Genomic DNA, 13824 nt, shown 5'->3' with positions numbered 1-13824 from the left:
CAATCACGTCCACTCCCTGTCGCCGGCCAACGATAGGGGCGATGTGGCCGGAGGGGTACGGCCGGGAAGAACCCGGCCGACGGCTTGTGCCTGGTCTCAGCCGCCGTTCACCGCATGCTTGAATGCCTTGCCCGACGTGAACTTGACGGTTTTCGCCGCAGGGATCTGGATCTCGGCGCCGGTAGCCGGGTTGCGACCGAGCCGCGCGGCACGCGCGCCCGTGGAAAACGAACCAAAGCCGATCAGTTGCACCGTCTTTCCCTTCGTCAGCTCACCGGTGATGGCCGCGATCACCGCGTCAATCGTCTCGCCCGTCGCAACCTTGCCGTCGCCGGTCTTTGCGGCGACTGCATCCACCAGTTCCTGCTTGTTCATTGTTTTTTCCTCGTTGAGTGAATGATGATGCCGTCACCCTACCCGATCGGCACGCTTTCGCGCAAACGGCACGCAGCTGCACGTGCTTCTCGATACCCGCCCCTTGTCGGCGCCTCGTCTTCTGTCGGATCGGATGCCCAGCGATTGGCGTTGCCTAAAGAACTTTGCACGCACGTGCAACATCCGAGGCGCCGCTATTGAAGGTCAATGGCCAGAGTTCCGCGCCGTGACCCGGCATTCCCCGAGGATTGATCGGCGCGGACCGTCGACCCTTTCCCTGCCTTTGCCATGTCTACTGTTGCTGGTGTCCGCACGCTTCGCGGCACAGTCGCACCACCCCAATCCGACGCTCGCGCCCCCGGGCCTCCCGCCGGTGCTCGGCACTGATACGCCAGGCGCCATCCGGCGACGTCATCCGGTTCCTACAAGGGCCAGTGTCCTGAAACGAAGGGTATGATAGCTCTGACTATCATACCCTTCACTTTTGAGCGCATTCCGGCTATATTTTCTTTCGCGTCTGTCCGGAGCCCTGCCACGCAAGGCTCTCCAGCCGGTCCCCGGTCATGGCGCCGACGCGCCCCGATCACTGGCTGGTGCGTTCGCTCCCGTTGCAACGTACTGAACGCTACGGTTTCCGTATCTCCTACTGGCGCCGCGCATGCAGCTGACGTCCGACGAAGTAAAAGTAAGAGCGTTTTCGAAGTAAGAGTAGTAGCGGCGGCGGTCGCGCCCGTATTCGTGCATTGCTTTGCGCGCGACTCTTCGCTGCAAACCGTTCATCGTTCCGGGTTTATATCTCAGCGGTTCCGCGATCAGCGCTGAAGGCAGCACGCTAAAACCTCATTTTTCCGGCTTGGCCCGCAACCGCAGCCGCGCTGCCTCGATGGACTGGTGAAGTTTGGCCTGCAAGGTCTCGCGGGAAGGCAGTACGGTCAGGTATTCAGCGACGTGGATGCCGCTCCTGTCCAGTTCGAGCAGTTCGATCTGCTCCTGTTTCTTGCCGGCGCAAAGGATAATGCCAAGTGGCGGCAGCTCGTCAGGTTCCTGTTCGTGTTTCGCCAGCCAGCGTAGATACAGTTCCATCTGGCTCTTGTATTCAGCCTTGAATGAGCCAAGCTTCAGTTCGATTGCCACGAGCCGCCTGAGCTTGCGGTTGTAGAAAAGCAGATCGATGTAGAAATCATCGTTATCGATCTGCAGCCGCTTCTGGCGGGCCACAAATGTGAAGCCAGCGCCGAGCTCAAGCAGGAATTGCTGCATCTCGCGCAGGATGGCGTCTTCGAGATCCTTTTCGAGGTAGTGATCGTTCAGGCCGAGGAAGTCCAGCACATACGGGTCTTTCAACAGCACGTCCGGCTGTACGCGCCGCTCCTGCCGTATTTGCGCCAGATCATGCCGGATCGCGTCTGCGGATTTCCGCGAAATCGCACTGCGCTCGAAGAGCATCGAATCCATGCGCTCCTGCAATTGCCGGGATGACCAGCGTTCGAGCCGACAGAGCTCAAGGTAAAACTCGCGCTTTAGCGGGTCGTCGACATACATGAGCGTCTTGATGTGCGTCCAGCTCAATTCTCTCCGCACTGCGGAGAGAATCGCCTCGTCCTGGAAAATCTCTGCGGCCCGCAGGCAGTGCCGCAACTGCTGCTCACTCCAGCCGCGGCCGTACTCAGCGGTGAGTGCTCCCGCAAGCGATGCGATCACCCGCCGGCCATACTCCGCACGTGCACCGCCCAGCACCTCTGCCCGGATGCGGTGTCCAATCCGCCAGTACAGCAGCGACAGTTCGGCATTGACGGCCGCCGCCGCGCGCTCACGCGCCGAATCAATCAGTTCCCGGACTTCATTCAGTAGCGGTATGGGCGTGAGTGCACTCATGCTGGCTGGAACTCCCACTTCAGGAAACAGCGCCAGTTCCGGTCACGCGCCATTGACCGCGTCCTTGAACGCCTTGCCCGCCGTGAATTTGACCGTCTTTGCCGCAGCGATCTGCATTTCGGCTCCGGTGGCGGGATTACGGCCAACCCGGGCCGCGCGCGCACCGGTGGCAAACGTACCGAACCCGATCAGCTGCACCGCTTCGCCGTTCGCGACCGCGCCCGTCACTGCGCCGATGATCGCATCGACGGCGGCCGCCACGGCCACCTTGCTGTTGCCGGTTGCTGTCGCGACCGTATCAACGAGTTCCTGTTTGTTCATGATTTTCCTTTCTGTCGAAGAGCGCGCGTCAATCGCCCCACCGGAGTGGGTCAGCCTGACACCTTACCGGACGCCACCCATCCCGGCAAACCAGTCGCCGTAAGGCCGCGCAGGATCTGGCCAGCAAAACTCTCCGCGTCGCGGAGACAATTACCCGACTCGTGCGGACGCCTGGCGTGTCATGTTTCAGAACAGCTGCCCGGTCAGGGCCAGCAGGTTCGTCCATTTCACGTGACTGCGAAAAATCCGCCCGTCGTCGCCGACCGACTCGATGATGGCGCGCTGCCCGCCCGCCTCGGCGACGACCCGCACGGTCCGCTCGCCATATTGCATCAACGCACCGATCGGCGGGCAGACCGCAGGCCTGCGCCTTCCGGGCGCCTTCTTCATGTCGCCGCCCCCTTCGACGCACGTCGCTTGCGACCGGGTGACCCGGCCTTCCGGACCGTGCCTTCTGACTGCGGCGCGCTCCGGCGCGCCCCGGTTTCCGGGCGTGATGCGGGCGCAGTGAGCGGCTGGCGCCGCAGGATCTCGAGTTCCTGCGCGTACGCGCTGTTGGCCGCCCGGATTGCATCGAGGTGTCCCTGCAGCACGCCCGCCTGATGACGCGCGTCGCCCAGCTGCGCCTGCATGGTTTCAGACGCGCGGCGATGATCGGCGTCCTTCTGCTCCGCACGGCGCACGGCTTCGTCCAGCGCTTTCTGCAGTTTCGCTGCAGCACTGCGCTCGCGATCGATCTCCAGCAGGGCACGCCTTTCAGAGGCACGGAACCGTTCCTCCGCGCGTTCCGTTGCGTCCCGCTGCTTCCCGAGATCGCGTGAGAATCCCTCACGCACCTCCCCGAACTCGCGATCGCGCGAGGCCAGCGCCTCCCTCATTCGCTCAAGCTCTGCCTGCAGCGCCTGTCGCTGTGCGCGGCCTTCGGCCTGCGCCTTGTCCAGCTCCCGTATCTCGACCTGCGCGGCGAGCAGTGCGGCGGTGCGCTGCTCGAGCGCACTCTCGACGCGACCCAGTTCGTCCCGGGCCGCGACGACAGCCTGTCGCGCCTCCGCCCGCTGCGCTTCGATTTCAGTGCGCAGCGCGTCGAGTGCGGCCTGCGCCGCGGTGCTGGAGCGGGTCCACAGCGTCGCAACCAGTTCGCCTGCTGCCGCCTGCAGATCAGCCGGCAGGTCCGGATGATCGATCCGGACCCGGCTCTTCTCGCGCAGGTCCGTCCAGAACTCGCCGAGTACGGCGGTCGGGGTGCCCATGCTGCCGCGCCTGACGAGCTGATAGAGCCGGTTCGCGGTCGGCGTGATGCCGAAGCGGAAGAACAGCAGCGCGCAGACCTCGCGATACAGCTCACGCGTCTTCGGGAATGCCACTTTCAGGCGCTCGATCTCGGCGGCCAGCGCCGCGTCGGGGGACAGGAGGTCACTCATCAGATTCTCGCCGTTGAATTTCCTTGTATATTACTACGTAAACCATTTCATCTCTAACGCCCTTTTTCACAAATCTTGACATTAATCCTATAATGTTGAAATTTTATGTCGCTTGTGCGACGATCGCTGCGTGACACTCCGCACACCGTCCCCAGTCCGTCCATCGCCCATGAAAACCGCCCTGATTGCGCCACGTCCCCTCGACGTGCTCGAACTGCCCCTCGACCTTGATGGCCGCGACGGCACCAACCGGGCACATGGACACTCGCAGATCGCCGCCCGCGACGACCTCAATGCAGTGCGCGCGTGGCTTGCGCGCGTCGCGGACAAAAAGACGACGTTCGAAAACTACCGTAAGGAAGCTGAACGACTGCTGCTATGGGCGATCGTCCAGCTCGGCAAGCCGCTGTCCTCGCTCACACACGAAGACCTGCTGCTATTCCGGCAATTCCTCAAGGATCCACAGCCGCACGCGCGCTGGGTCGCCGACGATGGCCGCAAATTCCCGCGCCACGACACGCGCTGGCGTCCGTTCTACGGCGCGCTTGCTATCAGCAGCCAGCGTCAGGCGATGGTGATCATCAATGCGCTGTTCGCATGGCTGGTCGAAGCCGGCTATCTGGCCGGCAATCCGCTGTCGCTATCCCGCCAGCGCACCCGCCAGTCAAAACCGCGCATCACGCGCTATCTCGAGCGTGAATTGTGGCAGGAAGTGAAGCTCCATATCGACAGTTTGCCGAAGGACACGCCGCGCGAGCGGGAGCGCTACCTGCGCGCACGGTGGCTGTTCACCCTGTTCTATCTCGGCGGTCTGCGTATCTCGGAGGTCAGCAGCAACACGATGGGACGCTTCTTCTGCCGGCGCGACGCCGACGGCCACGAGCGCTGGTGGCTCGAGGTGCTGGGCAAGGGCGACAAGGAGGGGCTCGTGCCAGCCTCCACAGAAATGATGGTGGAGCTCGGGCGCTACCGGCGCGAGCGCGGCCTGTCCGCCCTCCCCGCCCGGCACGAGGACACGCCGCTCGTGCTGCCGCTGGGCAAATCGATGAAGCCGCTCACGCGTGCGGCGCTGCACACGATTGTCAAGGGCATCTTTGCCGGTGCGGCCGGGCGGCTCCGGCAGCGCGGCGACGGGTGCGCGGGGCAGGCCGATCTGCTGGAACAGGCCTCCGCGCACTGGCTGCGTCACACCGCGGGTTCACACATGGCCGATGGCGGCGCCGACCTGCGTACCGTGCGCGACAACCTGCGTCACGCCTCGCTGACGAGCACCAATCCGTACCTGCACACGCCCGACGAACAGCGTCACCGCGAAACCGAGGAAAAGCATCGCATCGACTGGTAGTCCTCCCTTCTAGCGTCAGTTACGGTAACCGCGGGTGGAAACATCGAATCGCGCATGAACCAGGGTCCTCCGACACTCGCTCGAGCGGAGCTCGGCAAATGTCGTTCCACCGGTTCGTTCACCACGCAACGCGAACTTTTGGGAAGCGCTTGCTGGAGTCTGACCACGGCACCCGGATGGGCGGATCATCCACCGCCGCGGGCACGAGGACCGCCTCCAGTCTGCCACTCCGCAAATCGTCGACCACGAACCGAGTACCCAGATAGGCGATCCCTGTGTGGCAGCGCCGCCGCTTCACGAAGTACATCACCATGATCGTGTGCGCCACTTTGATCCCGATACTCATCGGTCTGCTATCGGCACAAGCTTCGCGCGATAGCTCGATGATACGGCCGATACCCGCACCGGTGCGTTAACATCCCCAGCGGAGCATTGACATTGTGGATTGCTCAGGTGGAGAACGCAGACATCCAAGCTGGGTAAGCCGTTTCTCGTGAGAGCAACGGTCGAGCGGCGTTGAAGTGTTCGGGATGCGGCGGTTCGCCCTTGCGTTCAGCGCACAGTCATCGTGGTGTCCCCCACAGTGCATCAGGCGTGCCCGCCTTTGCTGACAGAAAGTCATTTATGAACCGACCAGTAACCCCCTTAATCCAGTCGCGTTTCCGGCCTAATATTGTTGCTCGACGGGGCCTTCGAGTGTGGAAGAAGGCCATTCCCTGCATCCGGCAACGGTCTGCGATGCCTAGCCCTAAGAGGACACGTCATGACCGCTTTTCGCTGTTTGCGGTGTGATCTTCGGTGATAAATGGCGGGTTTCTCCAGCGCTATTTGTCGGGCAAGCAGGCGCTACTTCGGCGAGAGGGTCGGGCCACTGCTGCGATCGCCCCTCAATTGGGAAAGAAGGAACAGCGACCACGAGCCTCCGTACCCCCTGCTTGCCGGTTGCGCCTGTACCCAGCAATAGTAGGATTCCCCTGTTATCCAGTGCGACGTTTTCGAGCCTGACGCCGTCCGCCAAACCGGCGACCAGCCCGAACGGTCTGCCTATTGGAGTAATGCCTTGACTACTGACAACCGTCTCACCGTAGTCTGCCAATCGCCAGCCTACTGGCGCATTGTCATCAACAATCCTCCGTTGAACCTCTTTGACCCGAAGATGTTCGCGGAATTGAATGTCCTCATGGATGACATTGAGAAAGCCGAAAATCTCAAGGTCGTCGTGTTCGAGAGCGGGAACGAAGAATTCTTCATGAACCACCACGATGTCGAGAACCGCACTACGGTTCCGGATCAGCTGGGTGCGGCGCCGTTTTTTGGTAACTGGCCGAAGTTCGTGACCCGCCTTGCACAGTCTTCCGTCATCAGCATCGCGAAGGTGCGGGGTCGTGCCAGAGCGCAGGGCTTCGAATTCGCTCTGGCGTGCGATATGCGTTTCGCGTCCAGGGAACGGGCAAAGTTCGCGCTGATCGAGGTCGGCGGCTCATCGATCCCGGGCGGCGGGAGCATTGAGTGGCTCGCCGCGCTGGTGGGACGCTCGCGGTCGCTCGAAATCGTCTGCGGCGCCGATGATTTTGATGCGGATATTGCGGAAAGGTACGGCTTCATCAACCGATCCATCCCCGACGCCGAACTCGACGCCTTCGTCGATGCCTTCGCCCAGCGCATAGGACGTTTCGAAAAGCGCGCGCTGGAGACCGGCAAGAAAATGGTCAACGCGCGTGCCGGCGTTCCGTCGGAAGGGGATCTCTGGTTGTCGAACCACATTCTCCATGGGGTAGACACATGGCCCGAAGCGCAGAAAGCGTTTACAAAGCTGACAGCCCTTGGCTTCGGACAGGTTGGCGATTTCGAGCTGAACATGGGCGAGCGCCTCGGAGCTCTTCCGTCCGCCTGAATGAGACTTGATCGCCGGATTGTCGCCACTCTGCAAAGGAAAAGCCATGAGCGCTTATGTTGTGTACGTCCGGGATCGGATCACTGATCCCGCGGAGTTTAAAAAATACGAGGAAAGTACCCCCGCAGCAGCAGTCGGGCATCCCATTACCCCGCTTGCGTTCTATGGTGCGGTCGAAACCCTAGAAGGAGACCCGGTGGACGGCGCGGTCATCCTTGAGTTCCCGACGGTCGCAGATGCCAAAGCATCGTATAACAGTCCTCTGTATCAGGAAGCCCTCAAGCACCGGCTAAAGGGAGCCGAGTATCGCGTGTTCATCATTGAGGGCGTAGCGGGCTAAAAGACGCTCCTGCCGCATTCGGGGCGCATAGCGTGGAAGGAACGGCCGGCCTCTGTCCGGCCGGCCAGCGATGGTTTGTTGAACAACGAGGGATTGCACCTCGTTGACTCAACGCGGCCCTTAGCGGCCGCGGCATACTCAAATGCTTTGTCCGTGATCCTCAGCGATAAATGGCGGGAAAATTCCAGCGCTATTTGGGGGATCAGCCAGAAATGGACTTCAAGTGCCTCGCGTGTGACTGCACACTCGGCGAAGCCAAGCCGTTCGGACAGCATCGCGTCGCCAAATGCACTTCCAAGCCGGTCAGTCAGAGACCCCTCCACATCCCGCCCAGCCTGCACGATCAGCCGTTTGAGCAACCGATCGTGGGCGATCAGATGGAGATGCTCGTAGAGCCAGCGTTTCAACTCGTACAGTAATTTTCCGCGCTCAGGCCGGCCTGCCAAGCGTTCCTTGAACCATCCGCACTACGTACCGGCTCGGTATTCGGCCATCGGCCGAATACCGAGCGCCTGATATGGAGGACCCGATGATCGATGAGCGTGCGGGCCCGGGTTTCATAGAGCGAGCGTAACGAGCCGAGATCGGGCGGATCGGCCCTTAATTGCGCGCCAAGGTGATACCAGTACATGGTTATAAGCGTCGAGCTTGCGGCCGCTCATCCGGATGAAACCAATGTGTAGCGCGAGGGCGTGCCGGTACAGGTCACTGCGACGTGCCTCGATCGGTGCGCCCTCCTTCGCTGAAAAGGTGAAGAATGTTGTCAGGGCGAACTCAGTGACCTCGCGAGGGACTTGCCGCATGCCAAGATAGGTGACTTGCCAGTGTTCCATCGCGCTAACCTCAAAGCGGAAGATAGACCGACAAGGCGGGCGATGACAAATTAGCGGAGTAACCGACTGTTGCCGGCGTTTCGCCTCGGCAAGCATGCCCAGTTTAGTCCACGGCGACGGAAGCGGGCACCCACAGCAAGCGATTGATTACGTTTGGGCTTTCAATGGGGACATTTCGCAAGTCCTCGTGAGGCCTGAACCACCCTACCGTCGCAAATAACACCGAAACTAAGGGGACGAATGGTAGCGTGCACCACTCGATAATACTCGACCGGCTCCCGGCACCGTACTTTCAGTCGTCTTCACCGTGCCCGAGCAAATTGCGGCGATCGCCTTCCAGAACAAGCGGCTCGCCTACGACATCCTGTTCCAGGCGACCGCCGAACGCTGCAGTCCATCGGTAAGCGCTCCATCATGGACGTCCTTGCTCTGAGCCGGTGATGCCGCCAGGACGGTGTCCACCTACGGGATAACCCATTTTCTGGTGCGACCAAAAGGTGTGAATCTTCTAGCGGACGATTTCCAGTAGTTCGCCGATGTCTGGGATGCGCTCAACCTCCGCGATCGCGGTAGCGAGTTGGGTAGCCCGCGAGCGGCCGAGCACTGGCTCCGCCAGCGCAACAAACTTCTGATTCAACCGGTCACCTTGCTCGGCGAGGTCGTTTGCGGGCGTTCCGGTGTCGTAACTCGCCTTGAGCAGACGGCCGTCGGTCAGTTCGATGTCGACTTCAGTCAGGGTCACTGGCCAACCGCTCGGCATCACACGCACGACGACCCGGTCGCGCAGCGAGCAAAGGTCCTTGCGCTGCGTCAGGGCATCGGTGTAGGTCGCCGGCAAGGCCGTGTCCTCACCAGCCAGCGCCAGCGCGGCGTTGAAGCGCAGGCTGAACTTGGCCTGTAGTCCCGTGCTCGGCGCCGCGACGTTGCACATTGAATCCGAGCTGGGCTCCACACGGAGCTCGATGCGCCGGATCTGTTCGGCAACAAGCTTGTGTTCGCGGCGAAGCTGGCGAGCCGCGATGATGGCGCCATGCGTGCCGTAGCATGAGGCGCTGAACTTGAACAGGTTGTCGGCGATGTGCGCACTGGCGCGCGCAGGAACGAGCGCGGCGTCAGCATCGCCCCCGGGGCTCTGCGTGGCTCCAAAGCCCTGGACGCATTCGAGGATGTCCAAGCGACCCGTGAAGCCGCGGCGCGCTAACTGCGCACCGAAGAGTCCGTTCTCGTTCGCTTTGCCTGCATGCAACGGCTTGCACATGGTGCCAAATTGCGCTTTGAGTCCTGCCGCCTGTGTCCCTGCAATACCGAGGGCTCTCGCGCATGTTTCGGAATCGAGGTCCATTAACAAGGCACTGGCTGACGCTGCCCCGTACACACCGATCGTCGCAGTGGCGTGAAATCCGTGGTCGTAGTGTTCCCGCCCCACAAAGCGCCCCACCATCACGGCCGCTTCGTAGCCTGCGACGAAGGCACTGAGCAACTGTGCGCCGCTCCTACCGTGCACCTCGGCCATGGCGATGGCCGCCGGCAGGACGGCCGCCGTCATGTGGCCGTGCCCGGCCACGTTCACGTCGTCGTAGTCCATCGCGTGCCCCATGGCACCATTGATCAATGCGGCCTGGCGCGCACTGAACTTGGCGCTGCTGCCCAGCACCGTAGCCACCGGGGTGCACCCCTCTTCTTCGGCCTGCCCGATCAGCATGCGGACCAGCGGTTCATGCGATCCTGCAAGTGCCACCGCGAACCAATCGAGCATGCATTGCCTGCCCACCGTCCGGACATTGTCAGGTAGCTCGCTCGCGGCCAGGCGCCGGGTTCTGTCGACGACCGCCGCAGTGACGCCGATGGGATCAAGCGCGACTGGCGAGGCGGGTCCGTTAGAAAGTAGTGTCAACGCTTTCTCCTAAGTTGCAAACAATTTAAATACGGCATATGTCTGGCCCGCTGGCCTCGGAACGCCGATCGCCAAAATATAATTTATATTGACTCAGAAAACTTGCCGGGTTTTCCCTGATCTCGTGACGAGACTGTTAAAAAGCGTGGGGTTTTCGGCAGCGCGAGCGTCGAATTTCGCCTGCGCCTACGTCGATGTCCGCGATGAAAATTGTCGTTTGCGTCGAACTGGTTACCGACTGAGGTGTTGTAAATAGAAGTCGGCGCTGCAAAAAATTCAGGTGCGTGACTAGCGAAGACAATGGCGCTGTCCGCCGGTGAGCGCGAGTAAGCCCGTCAGAAGTCGTCGCAATGAGAGAGGAGTGGATGCGGCGTGACATTGACGCGTCAATTCACCAACGTCAGGATAAAGAAAACGGACCTCAGGCCCGGACGGACGATTGCACACAGCAACGAGCGCAGGTTGTCGCCGGCAGCACACAGCACCGCGTGTAGCGCATCACCGGTTTGCGTTTAAGCCAGCGTGGGCATTGGCCCTCAGCCATACCCGACGACCTTGTTCAAGGCTTTGACATCGATCCGATGACCGTTTTTTCAAACCGGTCAGCACAACCAATATCGCCTTCACTTCGGCATACAGGCGCGAGCTGTGCAGCGAGCCACCCTTATGGCCGGGAATTAGCGCCGCATGCTCGTAGGGACTAGCTCGCGATGGCAGGCCGCGCAGTTGCTGGTACGCCTTCAGGATTGACACGCCGAGGCAGGCATTGGAATCGCACGGGCCTTGCGACCCTTGCGGAGCATTTGCTGATCAGTATCTCTAAGCATGTCTACTGCCACCGGAGTCGTTTTTGGCAACAATAGTTGCATGCGCCAGACACACGCGAAGCGTGGCCACTGGCCAAGTGTAGCCGCTGGCCGACCGGCACGAATCGGCCGTTGTTGGATCTTCAGCAGATCGCCAACCAGGTGAGGACTGCCGCCACGCGCACGGATTAGTCCCGCCTCTGTCCGGTTGCACTTGTCACGAGGTCCATCCCGAACCTTTCGACAACGAAGTCCACGAACTCTCTCACCTTCGGGGTCATGCGCTTACTGCTAGGCCACAGGATGTGAAAGACAACCGAGCGGGTCATGTACGAGTCCAGCACAGATTCAAGGCGTCCCTCGGCCAAGGCATCCTTGACGGCAAAGTCAGGCACGCAAGCGATACCGCGGCCGTCCTGCACAAGGTGAAGCAATGCGATCAGGCTGCTGGCGACCATCGTCATGGGTAGCGCCACAGTGGCGCCGCCCGAGCGCGACTGCCGCATGGGCCACTCCTCCAGCTTGCCAGATGTCGGGTACCGATAGTGGAGACAGGCGTGATTCGCCAAATCGCTCGGTTTGGCCGGAGTTCCCCGTGTGCTGAGATAGCGCGGCGTTGCCACCAGGCACACCCGGTAAGAGCCCAGCCGTTTCGACACCAGGCGTGAGTCGCTCAACTCGCCGCCCCGAATGACAACATCCAGACCCTCATGGATGACGTCCGCGACACGGTCGGTGAAGTCGAGGTCCAGCTCGATTTCCGGATAACGCTCCATGAAGCTGGAGATCACGGGCAGCGGAAGTCCAGCTGCGAGCGGGAGCCCAACTTTCAGCCGCCCGCGGGGCCGCTGGTTCATCGCCGTCAGTTCGTTCTCGGCCGCCTCGACTTCTTCCATGATGCGGTGGCACCGCTCCAGAAAGACCTGGCCCTCCGAAGTCAGGCGAACCGACCGCGTACTGCGCTGGAAGAGCCGTACGGCCACACGATCCTCAAGGCGGGAAATGCTTTTGCTTACTGCGGACGCCGAGATCCCTAATGCGCGGCCTGCGGCCACAAAACTCTCCCTCTCAGCCGTTTGCACGAACACTTCCAGCCCACTCAACCTGTCCATTCGATCACCTCTATTCAGGACAAATTGTCGCTGATGCCATGATCATCACCCATCTTAATCGGATGAGTCAATCGGCCTAGTATCCTTCGAATGGACGCACACAGCGATTTGCTGGAGAGTTCCATATCGCTGCCGCACACGCTCGCTCATAGAGCGGTCGCGACGCCGCCGGCGCATCCAATCCATTCACGAATTCAGTAAAAGGAATCACCATGCGTAGCAAAATTCGCGTCGGAATCATCGGCTCTGGTGGCTGGGCGAGGTACGGCCATATCCCCGCACTTCAATCATTGGATGGTTTTGAGGTCGTTGCGCTGTCAGGTCGCAACAAGGAAAAGGTGCAGAAGTATGCGGACGAATTCAACATCGGACATGCCTTCGATAACGCCGACGAGCTAGTGGCTCACCCGGATATCGACCTGGTTGTGGTCTTGGCTCCGACCCCCGAGCACGGTCGTCTCACCAAAGTGGCGATCGCCGCCGGCAAGGATGTCTACACCGAATGGCCACTCTCCACCACCACGGCAGAATCCGATGAGATTCTGGCCCTGGCCGAGGCGAAGGGCGTCAAGCACGTCGTCGGACTTCAGCGCCGGTTTTCGCCAAGCTCCAGGTACTGGCATGATCTGGTCCAACAGGGATATGTGGGGAAAATCAGGGCCGTCCGCATGTCGGTCGGCGTGGACGCCTTCGGTGAAGTCATGCCGGAATTCGCAAAGTGGGCTCTCGATGCTGCCAACTTCACCGACGTCCTCTCGATTTACGGCGGCCATTTTCAGGACATGCTTTTCCACGGCGTCGGCTTTCCCGCAAAGCTCACCGCCGCCATGGAAAATCAATTCCCGCTGACCACCATCGCAGAGACCGGCGAAAAGATCGGCTATACCAGTCCGAATGAGGTCATGGTGATTGGGACGTTGCCAGGCGGGGGACTTTTTTCCGTTCAACTTGAAGGCGGGCAAGTGCACCGTACGGGCCTCCAGATTGACATTACCGGTACTGAGGGCGCTTTGCGGATTACCAACGCGCGCGGCTTCCAGAACACAGAGGACAACGAGATTGCGGGCATGAATAAGGACGGTGACACCTTCGTGGCTTTGCCTATCCCTGCCAGATACGCGTCGCTGCCGGTTTCGCACCTCGATGCGAGCGCCCAGGACGTAGCCTACCTCTATGCCGCGTACGCCCGCGACAAGGAAACCGGCTCGGCCGACGCCACCAGCTTTGAGGACGCTCTTCGGCAGCATCGGCTGATCGACCAGATCGCTCAAACCTCCGAGAGTTTCTTCAAGTAAAAAGATCTCCCGCCGCGGCATCGATGAGTCGCTCGTGGAACCGCCTGACAGGGGCATCCGTCAACGCAACTGGATCAATGAGGCATGACAAGGTACGCCGTCCGCACCGTCCCGCTGCTGCAGGAAAGCAGAATCGCCGGGCACTGTTGACATGGCGCATCTCGCGGACGTTTTCGATCACGCTTCCGACGCGCGCATCGTTCGACATTGAATGGCTGGCGCGCGCCGCGCTCGGTGCCCCTTCGCCGTGGTTTCGCATGTTGCTGGCATGCCGCGATGCGTTGGTGGCACCATTCGGCGCCAAGTGGTCGAC

The 13824-nt window shown here is 61.1% G+C and carries 11 protein-coding genes and 2 pseudogenes; 4 read left to right on the top strand and 9 right to left on the bottom strand.

Annotation, left to right across the window (positions count from 1 at the left end; translation table 11 throughout):
• Nucleotides 1-96 precede the first annotated feature (96 nt).
• The 5 genes and pseudogenes from PQQ86_RS38695 to PQQ86_RS38675 all read right to left on the bottom strand — a co-directional run.
• A pseudogene (locus PQQ86_RS38695) lies at nucleotides 97-384 on the bottom strand (HU family DNA-binding protein); the annotation flags it as partial.
• An 831-nt stretch (nucleotides 385-1215) separates the two neighbouring features.
• Complete coding sequence (locus PQQ86_RS38690) at nucleotides 1216-2250, bottom strand: PDDEXK nuclease domain-containing protein (protein WP_408279545.1); 1035 nt, start codon at nucleotides 2248-2250, stop codon at nucleotides 1216-1218.
• 42 nt (nucleotides 2251-2292) lie between these two features.
• Nucleotides 2293-2571 carry an HU family DNA-binding protein gene (locus PQQ86_RS38685; RefSeq protein ID WP_121112959.1) on the bottom strand — a complete coding sequence of 93 codons (279 nt, stop codon included), beginning with the start codon at nucleotides 2569-2571 and terminating at the stop codon, nucleotides 2293-2295.
• 186 nt (nucleotides 2572-2757) lie between these two features.
• Complete coding sequence (locus PQQ86_RS38680; RefSeq protein ID WP_408279544.1) at nucleotides 2758-2961, bottom strand: hypothetical protein; 204 nt, start codon at nucleotides 2959-2961, stop codon at nucleotides 2758-2760.
• Nucleotides 2958-3992, bottom strand: coding sequence for a DNA-binding protein (locus PQQ86_RS38675; protein ID WP_408279543.1), 1035 nt, complete (start codon nucleotides 3990-3992; stop codon nucleotides 2958-2960). The genes PQQ86_RS38680 and PQQ86_RS38675 overlap by 4 nt, the downstream gene beginning before the upstream one ends.
• Nucleotides 3993-4161: 169 nt before the next feature.
• Here PQQ86_RS38675 and PQQ86_RS38670 point away from each other — a divergent pair, with 169 nt between their 5' ends.
• Complete coding sequence (locus tag PQQ86_RS38670) at nucleotides 4162-5337, top strand: tyrosine-type recombinase/integrase (protein ID WP_408279542.1); 1176 nt, start codon at nucleotides 4162-4164, stop codon at nucleotides 5335-5337.
• A gap of 118 nt (nucleotides 5338-5455) precedes the next feature.
• Here PQQ86_RS38670 and PQQ86_RS38665 read toward each other — a convergent pair whose 3' ends face one another.
• Entirely contained in the window at nucleotides 5456-5683 is a 228-nt protein-coding gene (locus tag PQQ86_RS38665) for a type 2 periplasmic-binding domain-containing protein (RefSeq protein WP_408279541.1), read from the bottom strand.
• 714 nt (nucleotides 5684-6397) lie between these two features.
• Between PQQ86_RS38665 and PQQ86_RS38660 the strand changes: the two genes are divergently transcribed.
• On the top strand, nucleotides 6398-7231 hold the full coding sequence (locus PQQ86_RS38660; protein WP_408279540.1) for an enoyl-CoA hydratase/isomerase family protein: 834 nt from the start codon (nucleotides 6398-6400) through the stop codon (nucleotides 7229-7231).
• A gap of 46 nt (nucleotides 7232-7277) precedes the next feature.
• The gene (locus PQQ86_RS38655; RefSeq protein ID WP_408250363.1) at nucleotides 7278-7571 is read left to right on the top strand and encodes a DUF1330 domain-containing protein; all 294 of its coding nucleotides are present in this window, start codon (nucleotides 7278-7280) and stop codon (nucleotides 7569-7571) included.
• A gap of 263 nt (nucleotides 7572-7834) precedes the next feature.
• Here PQQ86_RS38655 and PQQ86_RS39760 read toward each other — a convergent pair.
• The 3 genes and pseudogenes from PQQ86_RS39760 to PQQ86_RS38640 all read right to left on the bottom strand — a co-directional run.
• Nucleotides 7835-8404: pseudogene (locus PQQ86_RS39760) on the bottom strand (DUF4158 domain-containing protein); the annotation flags it as partial.
• Nucleotides 8405-8912: 508 nt separating this feature from the next.
• Nucleotides 8913-10298 (bottom strand): MmgE/PrpD family protein, encoded by a 1386-nt coding sequence (locus PQQ86_RS38645; RefSeq protein WP_408279538.1) that lies wholly within the window; start codon nucleotides 10296-10298, stop codon nucleotides 8913-8915.
• A gap of 994 nt (nucleotides 10299-11292) precedes the next feature.
• A complete protein-coding gene (locus tag PQQ86_RS38640) occupies nucleotides 11293-12216 on the bottom strand; it encodes a LysR family transcriptional regulator (RefSeq protein ID WP_408279537.1) in 924 nt (307 codons plus the stop codon).
• Nucleotides 12217-12428: 212 nt separating this feature from the next.
• On the opposite strand from PQQ86_RS38640, the gene PQQ86_RS38635 reads away from it, so the two are divergent.
• Nucleotides 12429-13511: a Gfo/Idh/MocA family protein gene (locus tag PQQ86_RS38635; protein WP_408279536.1), complete on the top strand. Its 1083-nt coding sequence runs from the start codon at nucleotides 12429-12431 to the stop codon at nucleotides 13509-13511.
• Nucleotides 13512-13824: the final 313 nt, after the last annotated feature.

This window comes from Paraburkholderia sediminicola, assembly GCF_046026675.1.
In the GTDB taxonomy this organism is placed as follows: Bacteria; Pseudomonadota; Gammaproteobacteria; order Burkholderiales; family Burkholderiaceae; genus Paraburkholderia; species Paraburkholderia sediminicola_F.
Note: the sequence above shows the minus strand (reverse complement) of the source record. Positions and strands in the feature narration are given on the sequence as shown.

What these genes read in the sequence shown, in the direction of transcription:
- PQQ86_RS38670 (WP_408279542.1), top strand. Translation starts at nt 4,162, where the DNA reads ATGAAAACCGCCCTGATTGCGCCACGTCCCCTCGACGTGCTCGAACTG.
- PQQ86_RS38640 (WP_408279537.1), bottom strand. Translation starts at nt 12,216, where the DNA reads ATGGACAGGTTGAGTGGGCTGGAAGTGTTCGTGCAAACGGCTGAGAGG.
- PQQ86_RS38665 (WP_408279541.1), bottom strand. Translation starts at nt 5,683, where the DNA reads ATGAGTATCGGGATCAAAGTGGCGCACACGATCATGGTGATGTACTTC.
- PQQ86_RS38685 (WP_121112959.1), bottom strand. Translation starts at nt 2,571, where the DNA reads ATGAACAAACAGGAACTCGTTGATACGGTCGCGACAGCAACCGGCAAC.
- PQQ86_RS38690 (WP_408279545.1), bottom strand. Translation starts at nt 2,250, where the DNA reads ATGAGTGCACTCACGCCCATACCGCTACTGAATGAAGTCCGGGAACTG.
- PQQ86_RS38680 (WP_408279544.1), bottom strand. Translation starts at nt 2,961, where the DNA reads ATGAAGAAGGCGCCCGGAAGGCGCAGGCCTGCGGTCTGCCCGCCGATC.
- PQQ86_RS38635 (WP_408279536.1), top strand. Translation starts at nt 12,429, where the DNA reads ATGCGTAGCAAAATTCGCGTCGGAATCATCGGCTCTGGTGGCTGGGCG.
- PQQ86_RS38655 (WP_408250363.1), top strand. Translation starts at nt 7,278, where the DNA reads ATGAGCGCTTATGTTGTGTACGTCCGGGATCGGATCACTGATCCCGCG.
- PQQ86_RS38675 (WP_408279543.1), bottom strand. Translation starts at nt 3,992, where the DNA reads ATGAGTGACCTCCTGTCCCCCGACGCGGCGCTGGCCGCCGAGATCGAG.